Genomic DNA, 15,695 nt, shown 5'->3' with positions numbered 1-15,695 from the left:
CGCTCTGGCCTTGATCCCGGTCTGATTGTTCGGACAAGGCGCGGGCTAGTACCTGCGGCAAATCCCTCCTTTTGCCCTTCACGACAATGAGATAAGCGAAGGCAATGACACTGACCGTTACCGATCTGTCGATTGCCCGAGGGGGCATTCCTGTGCTCGAAGGGTTGAGCTTTGTGCTGAAACCGGGCCGGGCATTGATCCTGCGTGGACCAAACGGGATCGGAAAAACCACTTTGTTGCGCACTTTGGCTGGCTTGCAGCCATCGTTATCGGGCCGCATTGAGGGTGCCGAAGATCAGATTGCCTATGCGTCGCACTCAGATGGTTTGAAACCAACGCTGACAGTGACTGAAAATCTCGATTTCTGGGCGTCGGTTTTCGGGACAAAGGATATTCAACCTGCGCTGGACGCTTTCAAACTGAACGATTTGTCCGACCGTCACGCTGGTAACTTGTCCGCCGGTCAGAAACGGCGACTAGGCCTTGCCAGAATGCTGGTCACCGGGCGACCGATCTGGATGCTGGATGAGCCGACCGTGTCACTGGACCGCGAGGCCGTGGCCCTGTTCGCCGATACGGTTCGCACACATCTGGGGCAGGGCGGGTCAGCACTGATCGCCACCCATATTGACCTCGGTCTGGAGGGAGAAGTTTTGGACGTCGGCGCCAACAAGGCTAAGCCTAAACCGATTGCTGACTTCGACGGAGGTTTCCTGTGATCGCCTTGTTGTTGCGTGATCTGAAGCTTGCGTTCCGTGCCGGCGGAGGATTTGGGCTGGGTCTGGCCTTTTTCCTTATCGTGACTGTCCTGGTGCCATTTTCCGTTGGTCCGCAATCTTCGCTGCTGTCTACCATTGCACCGGGGGTATTGTGGCTGGGTGCGCTTCTGGCGTGCTTGCTGTCGCTGGATCGGCTTCTGGCACTGGATTGGGAGGACGGATCTTTGGATCTGTTGGCAACGGCACCCTTGCCGCTGGAGGGCGTAGTAACCATCAAAGCGCTGGCACATTGGATCACCACGGGGCTGCCTTTGGTACTGGCAGCACCTGTGCTCGGTGTGCTGCTGAATCTTCCGGTACCGGGGTATCTCTGGCTTGTTATCTCGCTGCTGATCGGCACACCGGCCCTGAGTGTTATAGGGACATTTGGTGCGGCTTTGACCGTGGGGCTTAAACGCGGTGGTTTACTGCTCTCGCTGCTGGTCCTGCCTTTGTATGTCCCGACACTGATATTTGGGGCAGAAGTAGCACGACGCGGAGCCATAGGTATGGAGACACAAACCCCGCTGCTGATGCTGGCTGGGATCACCGCAGCCACCGTGGCGCTATTGCCGTTTGCCAGCGCTGCCGTACTGCGTATCAATCTTAGGTGACAGTGGGGAACATTGATTGATGTCAATTGAGAACCGCTCCGACTCGGACTAGATAAGGCACATGTCGATCGCAACAAAAGCCAACGCCCTTTGGGAATACGCCAACCCGCGAAAGTTCCTCGCGACCAGCGAGCGTGTCCTGCCGTTTTTCTGGATCACGTCGGCTGTATGCCTTTTTGTCGGGTTGATCTGGGGGTTCTTTTTCACCCCAGACGATTACAAGCAGGGATCGACCGTCAAGATCATCTATCTACACGTGCCTGCAGCCCTTATGGCCATCAATTGCTGGCTCATGATGCTGGCGGCCTCATTGGTCTGGCTGGTACGTCGTCATCACGTCAGTGCGCTGGCCGCACGCGCGGCCGCGCCGATCGGCATCGTCATGACCTTGATCGCGCTTGCGACGGGTGCCATCTGGGGGCAACCCATGTGGGGCACCTGGTGGGCATGGGATCCACGCCTGACCTCGTTCCTGATCCTGTTTCTGTTCTACCTGGGCTATGTGGCCCTGTGGGAAGCGATCGAAGACCCTGATACTGCTGCAGATCTGACCTCGGTCCTGTGTCTGGTCGGGTCCGTGTTTGCGGTCCTCAGCCGCTATGCCGTGAACTTCTGGAACCAAGGGTTGCATCAGGGGGCATCCGTTATGCGGGCGGGTGCAGTAACGGGCGCAGATACAGAAGAAAAAGTCAGTAATATCTATTTCTATCCTCTACTGGTTTGCATCGTGGGGTTTGTGCTGCTGTTTGTTGCGCTGGTTCTATATCGCACAGGCACTGAAATCCGGGCGCGCCGGATCAATGCGTTGCTGGCGCGTGAAAGGATAAACGGATGATCCCAGATCTGGGCAAATACGCCGACACCGTGTTGTCTGCCTACGCGGCATCGATCCTGCTGTTGATCGCGTTGGTGGTTTTCAGTGTCCTTCGCGGTCGCAAGGTCAGGGCCGAGATGGAGAAGGTCGAACAAAGGATGTCCAGGAATGGCTAAGATATCGCCTTTGATGCTAGCTCCACCCCTGATTTTCGGCGCGTTTGCCTTGCTGGCAGGCGTCGGGATGTTCCGAGACGACCCGGATTCACTGCCATCCGCGCGTGAAGGGCAGCCTGCTCCTCCTGTGGTGATGACCGAATTCCCGGGTAAGCCATTCTTTGACGACGCGACTCTGCGGGATGGTGAAGTCAAGCTGGTCAACTATTGGGCATCCTGGTGCGCCCCATGTCGCGCCGAGCATCCGAACCTTGAGGCTTTGTCGCAAGAGGGCATCCCCGTCTACGGCATCAACTACAAGGATAAGGTCGGAAATGCCGAGTCATTTCTGGACGAATTAGGTGATCCGTACCGTGCTATCGGACGTGACGAGAACGGGCGCATGGGGCTGGATTGGGGTGTGTACGGCGTGCCAGAGACCTATGTGATCGACGGAGAAGGCACTATTATCCTGCGCTTTGCAGGGCCGATCACACAGCGCGTTATTGAAAGCACGATCCGACCCGCGCTTGAGAAAGCGGCCGGAGAATCTGACTAGCGGCGTAGCCAGATCCATATCATCGCGCCGATAAAAGCGAACGTGACCAGATTCATCAACGTGTCTGTCAAATCACCGATCAGCACGGGAATCTCCTTCCTCGCGAAGGCCACGGAACAGGCAAACCATCAACAGAACTGAAATGAACACAAAGGGCAGGGCACCCAGCGAAATCAGGACTTTCACCGAGTCCACCGATCCAGAAAGGATCATTGCCACGCTTAGCAATCCAAGTAGCGCCCCCCAGATCAGGCGTATTTTGGGCGGAGGGTTGGCATCACCTGCTGTTGAAAACGTCCCCAAAACGAATGCTGCGCTGACGACACTTGTGACAATAAACAAGAACGCAGCCAGGACCGTTGCAAGAGTGGTCAGCACTGGGAACGGCAAACGTTCGAGCAGCCCAAAAGTAACGCGTTCAACGTTCGTTTGAGTCATGTTCAGCAATTCACCCGCACCATTCAACGCCTCGAACAATCCGATACCTCCGAATGCGCCAAACCAGAGTATTGAAAACAGGGTTGGGGCAAACAGTACGCCGATTACGAACTCGCGAATGGTGCGCCCTCTTGAAATACGAGCTACGAACACACCGACGAACGGACCCCATGCGATCCACCAGACCATATAGGTGAGGGTCCAGTCGCTGAACCACTTAGCGACGTCGTCGCCAAAGAATGTATAGGTTTGGAAACCCCGCGATATTACGTTTGTTGCATAGTCACCAAAGCCCTGCACAACCGTATTCAACAAGTACTCGGTAGGCCCGAGGACGATTGTATAGGCGACCAACGCAATAGCGATAAGCATGGCGGCATTCGAAAGACGTGACATCCCCTGGCCTAGGTCAATCATCAGCGCGGGAACGTATGCTGCGACCATAGCGATAAAGACTGCGCCGATAAGCAGCGTTCCCGCTACCTCGCGGTTCATCATGACCGCGACGCCATCAGCAACCTGAAAAACGCCCATCGCCATAGAACCGCCAACCCCAATCGCGATAGCTATGATCGCCATGAAGTCCGACCACCAACCGACGATGACAGCCCATCTCTCGCCGGGAAAGAGGCTTTGAATAGGGGCACTGACCAGCATTCCGGTACCTCTGCGAAAGCTGAAATACGCAATGGTCAGCGCGGTTGAGCCGTAGATTGCCCAGGCATGCAGGCCCCAATGGAAATTAGTAGCCAGCATGGCCTGTTGCGCTGCGATGAAGTCCGGGGCCATACCGGATATGAAGCGATAATGCGTTAGGGGTTCGGCTACAGCCCAAAACAGTAACCCGACCCCCATACCCGCCGAAAAGAGCATCGCGACCCAAGAAGCAGTCGAGAATTCAGGTTCCTCATCATCCCGCCCCAACTTGATGTTTCCGTAGGATGAGAATGCCAGAAACAGACAGCCGATGAGCATACCTGAGGCGGCAAGCATTACAAACCAGCCCCGGCTGTGAAAGGTCTGTTGAACCAAGCCGCTTGCCCAACCGACCAAACCGTCGATATCGATGACGCCCCATATCCCCACCACAGCAATCACGCAGAGAGAGCAAATCAGCAACGCATTCGGTTTAGCCATCCTCGAACCTGTCCATCTGTGAGGTATAGAAAGATTGCAATGTTTTTGGGGTCGTTGCCACAACTTAGCTTCAGCAACCGCTGCTTTCTGGCGTTTCGGCAGTAGCCGGTCGCCGCTAAAGCCGGTATCCGCCGGTTACAGGCAGTACCTCACCGGTGACGAAGGACGCGTTGTCCGACGCAAGAAAGCGAACAGCTTTGGCGATATCTTCTGGTGTTCCTGCGCGCCCCAATGCGGTGTCTTTCACAAAAATCGCAGTCAGTTCATCTGAACGCGGCGCTTCGGGGATGTTGATCGCGCCCGGGGCCACTGCGTTTACACGGATGCCCTCTGGCCCCAGTTCTTTGGCCATGGCACGGGTCCAGAGGTTAAGGGCCGCTTTGCTTGCGCCATAGGTCGCCGCATCCCGAGGGGGCAGTGTAGCGTTCATCGATGATATGTTCACGATCGCTGCACCCGGTTTCAAATGGGGCAAGGCAGCAGAAAGCAATGCGGCGGGTGCAAGCAGGTTGAGATCAATAATTGCACGGTGATCTTCGTGCTGAAACTGATCTTTGGGCGTGCTTCTGACAAGACCGGCGTTGTTTACGATTACGTCTAACCGACCATAGTGCTCAATGACCTGCCGGATGACCTCAGATGCCTGATCGGGCTCTCTCAGGTCAGATTGAATCGCGAGGTTGGTGTCGGCGCACAGTGCTGCGGCGGGCTTGGATGTAAGCCAGGTAAAGGCGACTGAGTGATCCGTGCCCAGGTCTTCGACAATTGCGCGGCCAATGCCCCGGGCACCGCCGGTAACCAATGCTACTTTTTCCATGCGATCCTCCTGCCGCCACCAAATCCGGAAATGTGCCCGAAGACAACATCCGAATAGATTGATGTGGTTGGTGCAGTTAATTCAAATGAAAAGAGCGCCTTAAAAGGCGCTCTTTACGTCGGTCTTCAGGCTTGTTTTTAGTCGGCCTTGGCGAGATTACGCAGCACATATTGCAGAACACCACCGTTCTCGATGTACTCGATCTCGGGTGCTGTATCGATACGGCACTTGAGCGTGATGGTCTTTTCGGATCCGTCACCATAAACGATTGTGCAGGGCACTTCCTGCAGGGGTTCAACCGTATCCAGGCCGTGGATCGAAACCGTCTCATTGCCTGTTAGGCCAAGCGTTTTCCGAGTGTCGCCGCCAGTGAATTCGAACGGGATGACGCCCATGCCAACCAGGTTCGAGCGGTGAATACGCTCAAAGCTTTCAGCGATCACAGCTTTGACGCCAAGCAGAGCTGTACCCTTGGCTGCCCAGTCGCGTGAGGAACCTGCACCGTACTGTTCGCCGCCAAAGACGACCAGCGGGGTACCGTTTTCCTGATGCGCCATTGAGGCATCAAAGACCGAAATCTGCTCACCATCCGGGCCCTTGGTGTAACCGCCTTCTACACCATCCAGCATCTCGTTCTTGATGCGGATGTTCGCGAAGGTGCCGCGCATCATGACCTCATGGTTACCACGACGAGAACCGTAGGAGTTGAACTCGCGCGGCTGAACCTGGCGATCCAGCAGGTATTTTCCGGCCGGGCTGGTGGACGCAAAAGAACCGGCTGGTGAGATGTGGTCGGTTGTGACCATATCACCCAGGATCAGCAGAACCTTGGCGTTGTCGATGTTTGAAATCGTGCCCGGCTCAGGCCCCATACCCTGGAAATAGGGCGGATTTTGAATATAGGTCGATGTTGGGGGCCAGTCGTAAGTTTCCTGCTGCGGGACTTCGACTTCGCGCCACTTTTCATCACCTTTGAACACGTCAGCATATTTCGACTGGAACGCTTCACGCGTGACGGTCTGCTGAACCAGATCAGCGATCTCTTTCTGATCCGGCCAGATGTCCTTCATGTAGACGTCATTGCCGTCTTTGTCAGTGCCAATCGGTTCTGAGGTCAGATCGATATCCAGCGTACCGGCCAGCGCATATACCACAACCAGTGGCGGCGAAGCGAGATAGTTGGCGCGAACGTCAGGTGAAATACGACCTTCGAAGTTACGGTTGCCCGACAGAACGGAGGTAGCGACCAGATCACCCTCGGCAATCGCATCAGACAGTTCGGCCTGAATGGGGCCGGAGTTTCCGATACAGGTCGTGCAGCCATAACCGACAAGGTTGAAACCGATCTTGTCCAGATCATCCTGAAGCCCAGCGGCCTCGAGATAGGCAGAAACCACCTGCGATCCCGGCGCCAGAGAGGTTTTGACCCAAGGTTTGCGGTTCAGGCCCAACGCGGCGGCCTTACGCGCAACCAGACCGGCACCGATCATGACATAGGGGTTCGAAGTGTTGGTACAGGATGTGATCGAGGCGATGACCACCTTGCCCGATTCCATTGTGTAGTCTTCGCCCTTAACCGCGACTTCTTTGCCCATGGGACGCTTGAAGGTTTCTTCCATTTCTTTGTGGAAAGCATCTTTTGCGTCGGTCAGCGCGACATAGTCCTGTGGGCGTTTCGGTCCCGAGATCGCGGGAACGATGGTACCCATGTCCAGTGACAGTGTGTCGGTGTAGATCGGAGCGTAGCTCTCATCACGCCAGAAACCGTTCTCTTTGGCGTAAGCTTCAACCAGTGCAATACGGTCTTCATCGCGGCCCGTGTTGCGCATGTAGCGCAGTGTTTCACCATCGATGGGGAAGAAGCCACAGGTCGCACCGTATTCCGGCGCCATGTTTGCGATGGTTGCACGGTCTGCCAGCGGCAGTCGATCCAGACCTTCGCCATAGAATTCGACGAATTTGCCTACCACGCCCTTTTCACGCAGCATCTCGACTACTTTCAGCACCAGATCGGTGCCAGTGGTGCCTTCGACCATTGCACCGGTCAGTTCAAAGCCCACAACTTCGGGGATCAGCATCGAAATCGGCTGGCCCAGCATTGCGGCTTCGGCTTCGATCCCGCCGACACCCCAGCCCAGAACAGCCATGCCGTTGACCATGGTGGTGTGGCTGTCGGTTCCAACCAGCGTGTCAGGGTAAGCAACTTCTTCGCCGCTCTGATCAGTGTCGGTCCAGACGGTTTGTGCCAGATACTCAAGGTTTACCTGGTGGCAGATGCCTGTACCGGGGGGAACAACACGGAAGTTATTGAACGCGTTTTGGCCCCATTTCAGGAACTGGTACCGCTCCATGTTCCGCTCATATTCGCGATCCACATTCATCTGGAAGGCGCGCGGGTTGCCGAATTCGTCGATCATAACCGAGTGGTCGATGACCAGATCGACCGGATTCAGCGGGTTAATCTTTTGTGCGTCGCCACCTAGCGCCTTAATCCCGTCACGCATCGCAGCGAGGTCAACCACGGCAGGAACACCGGTGAAGTCCTGCATCAGCACACGGGCAGGGCGGTATGCGATCTCGCGAGGGTTCTTGCCACCATTGGCACCCCATTCACCGAAGGCCTTGATATCATCAACCGATACAGAGAAACCGTCGTCCTCGAACCGCAACATGTTTTCCAGCACAACTTTCAATGCGGCAGGGAGTTTTGAAAAATCGCCCAGACCGGCTTCTTGAGCGGCGGGAATCGAATAATAGGAAATGGACTTGCCGTTCACGCTCAGGCTGCGACGTGTCTTGGCGGTATCCTGTCCAACTTTGATGGGCATCTGTGGCCTCCCTCTCAAATGACTTAGATTTTGGGATTCGCTGAGGGCTATCTGTATCACGTTTGGCCACGGTTCAAGGCCTTACGAACAAGATGCGTCATTTTTGTATACTATTGTACACATTTTGGCGGAACTTTGATGTAAAACGTTTCAAGAAACCTTGATTGGAGGTTGATGTGTTAACCGTTTAAACCGGTTAGGCAGCCAAACGTACCGAGACGATAAAATGTTCAGATCCGCCGCCGCGACAGCTCTTGTTTCCATATTCTTTGCAGCTTCTGTAGCTGCTGAAAGCGATCCGGTCGTGGTCGAGTTGTTCACGTCACAGGGGTGTTCATCTTGTCCACCGGCAGACAAGATCATGCATGATCTGGCCAAGCGAGATGATGTTATCGGTCTGGCCTTGCATGTGGACTACTGGGACTACATTGGCTGGAAAGACGAATATGCCGACCCGGCCCATACATTGCGGCAGCGTGCCTATGCGCGCGAAGGCGGGCGGACGATGATCTATACGCCACAAATGGTGATTAATGGTCAGCATGATGTGGTCGGGGCCAAATCGCGTGAGCTGGATCGAATAATCAATGCACATCTGAAGGCAGCACCAGAAGCATCAGTTAAAGCCGTACGCTCGGGCAATGACGTGACCGTGGAAGTAACGCCTGTCGAACTGCCTGCGGGGGAGACCTATGAGATCAGGGTGGTGCAGTACTCCCCGTTGCGTCACGCCTCGATCCGGCGCGGAGAGTTGGCCGGGCATGAGCTTGATTATGCGAATGTGGTCGAGACCTGGCTTACGGCAGGGCAATGGGATGGTGTAGCGCCACAGCAGTTTTCGGCAACCCTGTCATCGGATCTACCCGCCGTTGTTCTGGTACAGCGGGCAGGGCATGGACCAATCGTAGCGGCCACGAGGGCCAAGTAATCAGGGCATATCTTCGGGCTGAACGCCCAAGCCATTCCACGCTTTCCAGCGGCGATGGATCCAAAACCACTGACCCATATGCTGACGCACCATGGTCTCTAGATCGTCATTGGTAAACTGGGTCATTGTTTTGGGATCCGTGTGCGGCACTGGATCATGCAGCACGATCTCAAAATCGATACCGTTGGGCTGGCGCACGGCATAACAAGGGATCAGAACCGCCTTGTATTTCATGGCAAGTTCAGCGTTCAGCACCGAAGTCACAGCCGGTTTGCCAAAGAACGTGAGCTCTTCGCCGCCTTGTGCGTGCAGATCCGAAACGATTGCAATGATGCCACCGCTTTTGAGCGTGCGAACCATTTCGACCATGCCCCGGCGGCCTTGTTCGAACATGGGCTTTCCGGTTTTGTGGAATGCATCCACGTACATGTCGTTGAAATAGGGGTTTGCCATGCGGCGATACAGACAGCCAATCGGCTTCTGGCTTCGTGCTTGCAGCGCGATACGGGCAGCAAGGTAGTGACCGAAATGTGCCGTGATCATCATGACCGGACGCCCGTCGACGACTGCGGCGTCAAAGGCTTCGATCCCTGGGCCTGAGATTTTTGCGTTTTTCTGGCGATCCGTGAAACCTTCGGGTGAGAAGTGTTCCATGATGGCCCGACCAGCATTGTCAGGAACTGCTCTGCAAATACGTTTAACCTCGTCCTCGGGTAAATCCGGGCAAGTCAGTTTGAGATTGCGTCGAACACGCGTGCGAAACCCAACCACTGGTGCCAAAGTGCGCATGGTTGCGCCCATCGCCGATATGCGACGTTCATAGGGCAGCAGCCTCATGGCACCGATGATCCCCTTAAGGCACAGGTTTGTCACATAGTATTGTCCAAGCTCAAATCGGCTTAGTTCCGACTTTTCGACAGGCATTCAGGGGACTCGCAAGAATTTCGTTCTAGGCGGCCAGACATACAGCCCCGATCCGCCGTTAACAAGTATTCGCAATTCCAGAACACAATGAACACGCTATGCTTGCCAAGCTGCGGTTCAGTTCCCGTCCTCTGTTTCGTCTTCACTTTCAATCAGAGTTATCGCACCCTCATCCGTTAGCGCGCGGATCACACCGACGATGTTTGCCATCGCCTCTTCAGCTTCGGTTTGTTTGACCTTCCCACGCTCAGTAATTACCTCACGAAGGTTGTCGGCCATTCGGGTCGACATGTTAGAGAGCAGAAAATCGACCGAGGCATTTTCATCCTCGTCGCTGGCCCCCGCAAGAGCAGTTACCAGAACCGGCTGCTCGATCCCTCGCAGAACCACGGGGACGTCTCGCGGCATGATCCGGTTGGCAATATGCGCAAAGGTAAAGATCGATTGCCGCACGGCATTGGCGAAATCCTCATCCTCTTCGTCCAGCGCTGTAAGCAAGCCGTCGCGCGTAGCGGCGGCGGATTGGTTCAGAATCGCCCCCACACGTTCGTCCGGTCCGTCCTGAAATGCGGGGGTGGGGCGTTGATCCAATTGGGCAGCCAGCGACCAGCCAATCCGCTCCACGGCTTCGGGAGTTACATTGGCTGTCTTGGAAACGGCATAGGTGATCCTGCGCGCCACAGGACCGGGCAATTGACCAAGTAGTTGCGCAGCCTTCGGGGTGTCCAGTTTAGACAACATCACGGCAGCGACCTCGGTGCTTTCTGCCTGAGCAATTCCGGCAAGGTCTTCTGGCGGCACTTCGCGCAGGCGCTGCCACGGATCGCCAATTTGCCGGACGCCTGCAACCTTACGAAGGCGGGCCGCCGTAGCGGGTGCGATCTTACCGTTGACGGCATCCAATGCTCCAGCCAAGCCATGCGGGAAGGCCAGCCCGACGCTTTCCAGCGCATCTGCGAATTCCCCGGCAACAGCAGCCAACGTCACACGATCAACCAGTCCCATGCGTCCCAATTGATGGGTCAGCCTTTCTTGCAAATCATCTGGGAGTTCTTCCAGCGCGAGATCGGCCCCTTCGTTCAGCAAAAGCCGAACAACGACAGCTGCCTTTTCCCGGCCGTTCAGCGCGCGCGGGATCAGCCTCGTCTGGGTTTCCTCGCTGTCTGCAACTGGTGCAGAAGCGCCCGGAGCCATTTGTATTAGTGCGGTAGTGTCCTGCATCTGCCTGTGGTGCCAATAATTTGTTCCACAGGCAGATTACGGAGAGTCGGGTAAAGAAACCCTGAAGCTCAGTAGCTGTATGTCAGCCCTGTCCGGATCGCTTCGCGCAATGATGCCTCGGCCCATGTGCCTTCGCCACCACGCGCTTTGATTTCGCGCCACTGCTGGATCGCAAGATCAGTTTTGCCTTCGGCAACAAATCCCTGACCCATATAGCTGCGGGCCAGAATGTTGTCCGGGTTCGTGTCGATTGCTTTCTCATAGAAAACGTTCGCCAGCTCGAGCTCTCCCATTTTGCGGTATGTGAAACCCCAATAGGTTAGAACGCGATCATCGTTCTGATCGCTCATGACACGCAGAACATCCTGAGCATGTTCGTATTGGCCATCATAAGCCAATTCGCGAACCGCATCATAAAGCTGGTCGTCGGTGAAATTGGTTTTGTTCGGCTTGACGCAACGCCCCGCTGCCTCGTCATAGACGCGACCAAACAGGCATTTCTTGGTCGTACTGGTGGGCTTTGGCGGGCTGCTATCTCCGCCCGCAGCGTTAACTGCTGGCGCAAAGGCAAAAGCTTGAAACGCAATAGCTGAAGCTAAAACAAGGCGCATATTCCTACTCCGTTCTAAAGGCTGCTCTCAACAAGCATAGTGTGATCTGTAAAAAAGCTAACAATTGATGCTTCGCTTTTATTCACAAGTAGGAAAGAAAAATCTCAGCTGTTGACGGATTTCGCGCAGCTTTGGCTCTCGCTATCCCAATATGTGCCCGGCGCACAGGATTGAGTTTGCTTGGAATGCGCGTTGCATGCCATGGCTGCCGAGGAAACACAGACAAGCGCTATTGAGCACAGAAGGGTTCGGATCATTGCGGTTCTCCCGATCTGGAAAATGCAGGATCAGGATAGCCGATTTTGTCTTGTCTGGCAAAAGAAGAGGGCCCGAACCGCATTATGCGCTTCGGGCCCTCGTCTGACGAAATAGATTTCGTGATTACTCGCCGAAAACGCGGGCGAAGATCGTGTCGACGTGTTTGGTGTGATACCCGAGGTCGAATTTTTCTTCGATTTCTTCAGGACTCAGAGCAGCGGTGACATCTGGGTCAGCCAGCAGTTCCTCTTTGAAATCGGTGCGGTGTTCCCAAACCTTCAACGCGTTTCGCTGAACCATGGCATAGGCGTCTTCGCGGCTGACACCAGCCTGTGTCAGGGCCAGCAGCACCCGCTGGCTCATCACCAGGCCGGGGAACTTGTTCATGTTCTCGATCATGTTCTCGGGGAAGATCAGCATCTTGTCGATCACCCCAGTCAGACGGGCGAGCGCAAAGTCCAGCGTGATCGTGGCATCGGGTCCGATCATCCGTTCGACCGAGGAATGCGAGATATCGCGCTCATGCCAGAGCGCCACGTTTTCCATCGCGGGGATCACGGCAGCGCGCACCATGCGAGCCAGGCCGGTCAGGTTCTCGGTCAGGACCGGGTTTTTCTTATGCGGCATGGCCGACGAGCCCTTTTGGCCCATCGAGAAGAACTCCGCCCCCTCCAGCACCTCAGTCCGCTGCATGTGGCGGATTTCGATGGCAATGTTTTCTATGCTGCTGGCGATGACGCCTAGCGTGGCAAAGAATGCAGCGTGACGGTCGCGCGGGATGACCTGCGTGCTGATCGGTTCGGGGACCAAGCCCAGCTGGTCGCAGACATGTTCTTCGACACGCGGGTCGATATTGGCGAAGGTGCCGACCGCACCGCTGATCGCTCCGGTTGCGATTTCGGCACGGGCATCGCGCATGCGCGACAGGTTGCGGTCCATTTCGGCGTAGAAACGCGCGAAGGTCAGGCCCATGGTGGTGGGCTCGGCGTGGATACCGTGGCTTCGACCGATGCGGACGGTATCTTTGTGCTCGATCGCGCGGCGCTTCAGAGCGGCCAGAAGACCTTCGAGATCGGCGATCAGCAGATCAGCGGCGCGGGTCAGTTGGACGTTGAGGCAGGTGTCCAGCACGTCCGAAGATGTCATACCCTGATGCACGAAACGGGCCTCGTCGCTGCCAACATGCTCGGCCAGGTGGGTCAGGAATGCGATTACGTCGTGCTTGGTGACCGCTTCGATCTCGTCGATGCGAGCAACGTCAAATTCCACGTCCTTGGCTTTCCAGACGGCCTCGGCATTCTCGCGCGGGATCACACCCAGTTCTGCCATTGCGTCACATGCGTGCGCCTCGATTTCGTACCAGATGCGGAACTTGGTTTCGGGCGACCAGATGGCAACCATATCGGGGCGGGAATAACGTGGAATCATTGGCAGCTGCACCTTTTTGTGATTTGGCAGGAGGCGATGCCGCGGGGTTTAAACCTGAGTAGGCGAGGGAACAAGGCGCGAGTGCTGATATGAGACGGTTTGCCCTGATTTTAGCGATCTGGCCCGGGTTTCTGGCTGCAGATGAGTTCCGGCAGCTTACCGGCGATGAAATACTGACCGCACTGACGGGGCAAAAGCTGGTTTACACTAATGGGGCCTGGCAGACATTCGATGACACGATGCTGACCCAATACTTCTCGGGCCGGCCAAGCGCAGGTCATTGGGCCGTGCGCGATGATCAGTATTGCTCTCTTTGGCCGCCCTCGGACCTTTGGGCATGTTACACGGTTCAGCAGAGCGGAGATACAATCCGCTTTGTAGGTGAGGGCGGTGATCTCACAGATGGGACATATGAAAATTGACGGGACCGCGCGAGATTACTGATTTCGCAGGTAACTGGCAGTTAACGCGCGTGATTCACGATGCCAAGGCAGGTCAGGTGTTTCAGGCTGACGGGGCCGCATACCTAACGACCTCTGAGACCGGGCTAATCTACGAAGAAGCCGTTACCCTGCGGATACCGGGCCAGCCCGTGATCAAAGGAACGCGGAAATACCTCTGGCAGGACGCTGGCGATGAGATTGACGTTCGGTTCGAAGACGGCAGGTTTTTTCATCGTCTGAAATTGGGTAAATCTGAAGCGACAGACCATCATGATTGTCCACCCGACAGCTATGACGTTGTGTATGACTTTTCGAAGTGGCCGCGTTGGGCTGCGCGCTGGACAGTTTCCGGCCCCCGAAAATCCTACGAAATGAAGACAGAATATGCTGCACTAGCGAAATAAACTTGCAGTGGCTGTTCTAAATAGGCATTCCTATTTCAGAATTTCTGTCTGAAGTGGGAGAAGACATGATGAATTCCAACGTATTGGCCGATGCAATCGGCCCGCGCGAAGGAACCGCGCTGCGTATCAAGCAAGTCGTTCTGGTTGTTCTGGGTATTGTCGCACTGGCGGTCGCTGCAAAGATCAAGGTGCCGATGTGGCCTGTCCCGATCACGATGGGTACTTTTGCCGTACTTACCATCGGAACTGCATTTGGTGCACGTCTGGGTCTTGTTACCATGCTCGGTTATCTTTTGATCGGTGCGCTGGGCTTTGACGTCTTTGCGGGTTCCTCGGCTGAAAAGTTCGGCCTGACCTACATGATGGGCGGCACCGGAGGCTATCTGGTGGGTTACCTTCTGGCCACTGTCTTGCTGGGCGTTCTGGCGTCACGAGGCTGGGATCGCTCGGTCGGCAAAATGGTTTTGGCGCTGGTCCTGGCAAACGTCGTTATCTACGTGCCTGGTCTGCTGTGGCTCGGACAACTCTACGGCTGGGATAAGCCGATCCTGGAATGGGGTCTGACACCGTTCCTGCTGGGTGACGCGATCAAGCTGGGTCTGGCCGCTCTGCTGATCCCGAGCTTGTGGAAACTGATCGGTGATGCGCGCACCTGATTGGTGACCGTATCCTAAACCCGACCCGCGCTGATTTGGTTCGGCGCGGGTTTTTTGTTTTCTGAACAATGTCATACTGGACAAATGTCGTCGACAACGTGCAGTCTGATGGCGGACAACTGATCAGGTTATTGAGATATGCGTATTAATATGAGGTCAATGCTTGCCCCTTGCATTGCGGCCTTGATGGGGCTGGCAACTCCGACGTTGGCGGACACGCCCGTCACATACACAGATAGTGGCAAGGCGTTGTTTCAATTCGAAGTTCCCGATTTTTGGACGCTTCGCGTTGGTGGACCGCGAGAGATCGAAGACTCTGCCGTTGGCGATGCACGTGGTGTTGCCCGTGTCATGGGAATGCGCCCGGTTACAGATGATAATGTCTGGATTGGGTTCGTGTCGCCAACCGGTGTGAGCTCGATCGAGGGGGGTATTCGATATCTGCAGGACATCGACAAGTTTCTGGTCAAGGATCCGCAGGTATCAGGTAGTAGCAAAGCAACTATCGGCGGCCTTCCCGCGCAAGTGATCCGGGGAACTGGTCGTCGCGACGGGCGAGGTATCAATTTCACTGCGACCGTCATTGATTTGCCTGGAAACCGCGTCGCAGTCGCGGTCGCAATCCTGCGCGACGGTGCTGATCCCGCTTATGTGAATGATCTGAACGATATTTTCGGATCTTTTCGTTCAGCGCGGTGAGGA

17 protein-coding genes are annotated in these 15,695 nt (G+C 55.6%); 10 read left to right on the top strand and 7 right to left on the bottom strand.

Features of this window, described 5'->3' with window-relative positions; genetic code table 11:
* The first annotated feature begins 104 nt into the window (after positions 1 to 104).
* The 5 genes from ccmA (at position 105) to E1297_RS47260 (ending at position 2,900) form a co-directional block, all read left to right on the top strand.
* Positions 105 to 719 (top strand): heme ABC exporter ATP-binding protein CcmA, encoded by a 615-nt coding sequence (ccmA, locus tag E1297_RS47280; protein WP_155151182.1) that lies wholly within the window; start codon positions 105 to 107, stop codon positions 717 to 719.
* The gene (gene ccmB / locus E1297_RS47275; protein ID WP_170331031.1) at positions 716 to 1,372 is read left to right on the top strand and encodes a heme exporter protein CcmB; all 657 of its coding nucleotides are present in this window, start codon (positions 716 to 718) and stop codon (positions 1,370 to 1,372) included. The genes ccmA and ccmB overlap by 4 nt, the downstream gene beginning before the upstream one ends.
* A 61-nt stretch (positions 1,373 to 1,433) precedes the next feature.
* Positions 1,434 to 2,207, top strand: a complete 774-nt coding sequence (locus E1297_RS47270) for a heme ABC transporter permease (RefSeq protein ID WP_155151179.1) — start codon at positions 1,434 to 1,436, stop codon at positions 2,205 to 2,207.
* Positions 2,204 to 2,362 carry a heme exporter protein CcmD gene (gene ccmD / locus E1297_RS47265; RefSeq protein WP_155151176.1) on the top strand — a complete coding sequence of 53 codons (159 nt, stop codon included), beginning with the start codon at positions 2,204 to 2,206 and terminating at the stop codon, positions 2,360 to 2,362. The genes E1297_RS47270 and ccmD overlap by 4 nt, the downstream gene beginning before the upstream one ends.
* Positions 2,355 to 2,900 (top strand): DsbE family thiol:disulfide interchange protein, encoded by a 546-nt coding sequence (locus E1297_RS47260; protein ID WP_155151174.1) that lies wholly within the window; start codon positions 2,355 to 2,357, stop codon positions 2,898 to 2,900. Before ccmD ends, E1297_RS47260 begins: the two co-directional genes overlap by 8 nt.
* A gap of 72 nt (positions 2,901 to 2,972) precedes the next feature.
* On the opposite strand, the gene E1297_RS47255 is transcribed toward E1297_RS47260, so the two are convergent.
* The 3 genes from E1297_RS47255 to acnA form a co-directional block, all read right to left on the bottom strand.
* Positions 2,973 to 4,475, bottom strand: a complete 1,503-nt coding sequence (locus tag E1297_RS47255; protein ID WP_155151170.1) for a BCCT family transporter — start codon at positions 4,473 to 4,475, stop codon at positions 2,973 to 2,975.
* Between the two features lie 115 nt (positions 4,476 to 4,590).
* Complete coding sequence (locus tag E1297_RS47250; protein ID WP_155151165.1) at positions 4,591 to 5,292, bottom strand: SDR family NAD(P)-dependent oxidoreductase; 702 nt, start codon at positions 5,290 to 5,292, stop codon at positions 4,591 to 4,593.
* Positions 5,293 to 5,429: 137 nt separating this feature from the next.
* A complete protein-coding gene (gene acnA / locus E1297_RS47245) occupies positions 5,430 to 8,120 on the bottom strand; it encodes an aconitate hydratase AcnA (RefSeq protein ID WP_155151162.1) in 2,691 nt (896 codons plus the stop codon).
* Between the two features lie 226 nt (positions 8,121 to 8,346).
* Between acnA and E1297_RS47240 the strand changes: the two genes are divergently transcribed.
* Positions 8,347 to 9,048, top strand: a complete 702-nt coding sequence (locus tag E1297_RS47240; RefSeq protein WP_155151160.1) for a thioredoxin family protein — start codon at positions 8,347 to 8,349, stop codon at positions 9,046 to 9,048.
* Here the strand turns inward: E1297_RS47240 and E1297_RS47235 are convergent, their stop codons facing one another.
* The 4 genes from E1297_RS47235 to purB form a co-directional block, all read right to left on the bottom strand.
* Positions 9,049 to 9,972, bottom strand: coding sequence for a lysophospholipid acyltransferase family protein (locus tag E1297_RS47235; RefSeq protein ID WP_155151158.1), 924 nt, complete (start codon positions 9,970 to 9,972; stop codon positions 9,049 to 9,051).
* 117 nt (positions 9,973 to 10,089) lie between these two features.
* Entirely contained in the window at positions 10,090 to 11,193 is a 1,104-nt protein-coding gene (locus E1297_RS47230) for a flagellar motor switch protein FliG (RefSeq protein WP_155151155.1), read from the bottom strand.
* 68 nt (positions 11,194 to 11,261) lie between these two features.
* The gene (locus E1297_RS47225) at positions 11,262 to 11,804 is read right to left on the bottom strand and encodes a tetratricopeptide repeat protein (RefSeq protein ID WP_155151150.1); all 543 of its coding nucleotides are present in this window, start codon (positions 11,802 to 11,804) and stop codon (positions 11,262 to 11,264) included.
* Positions 11,805 to 12,185: 381 nt separating this feature from the next.
* Positions 12,186 to 13,490, bottom strand: coding sequence for an adenylosuccinate lyase (gene purB / locus E1297_RS47220; protein WP_155151147.1), 1,305 nt, complete (start codon positions 13,488 to 13,490; stop codon positions 12,186 to 12,188).
* Between the two features lie 89 nt (positions 13,491 to 13,579).
* On the opposite strand from purB, the gene E1297_RS47215 reads away from it, so the two are divergent.
* The 4 genes from E1297_RS47215 (at position 13,580) to E1297_RS47200 (ending at position 15,692) form a co-directional block, all read left to right on the top strand.
* Complete coding sequence (locus E1297_RS47215; RefSeq protein WP_155151145.1) at positions 13,580 to 13,912, top strand: hypothetical protein; 333 nt, start codon at positions 13,580 to 13,582, stop codon at positions 13,910 to 13,912.
* Positions 13,909 to 14,337, top strand: a complete 429-nt coding sequence (locus tag E1297_RS47210; protein WP_155151142.1) for a DUF6314 family protein — start codon at positions 13,909 to 13,911, stop codon at positions 14,335 to 14,337. Before E1297_RS47215 ends, E1297_RS47210 begins: the two co-directional genes overlap by 4 nt.
* A 65-nt stretch (positions 14,338 to 14,402) precedes the next feature.
* Positions 14,403 to 14,993: a biotin transporter BioY gene (locus E1297_RS47205; RefSeq protein WP_244328144.1), complete on the top strand. Its 591-nt coding sequence runs from the start codon at positions 14,403 to 14,405 to the stop codon at positions 14,991 to 14,993.
* Between the two features lie 159 nt (positions 14,994 to 15,152).
* On the top strand, positions 15,153 to 15,692 hold the full coding sequence (locus tag E1297_RS47200; protein ID WP_209016423.1) for a hypothetical protein: 540 nt from the start codon (positions 15,153 to 15,155) through the stop codon (positions 15,690 to 15,692).
* Positions 15,693 to 15,695: the final 3 nt, after the last annotated feature.

The organism is Roseibium sp. RKSG952, assembly GCF_009711355.1.
This window is presented reverse-complemented; position numbering and strand designations above follow the sequence as displayed.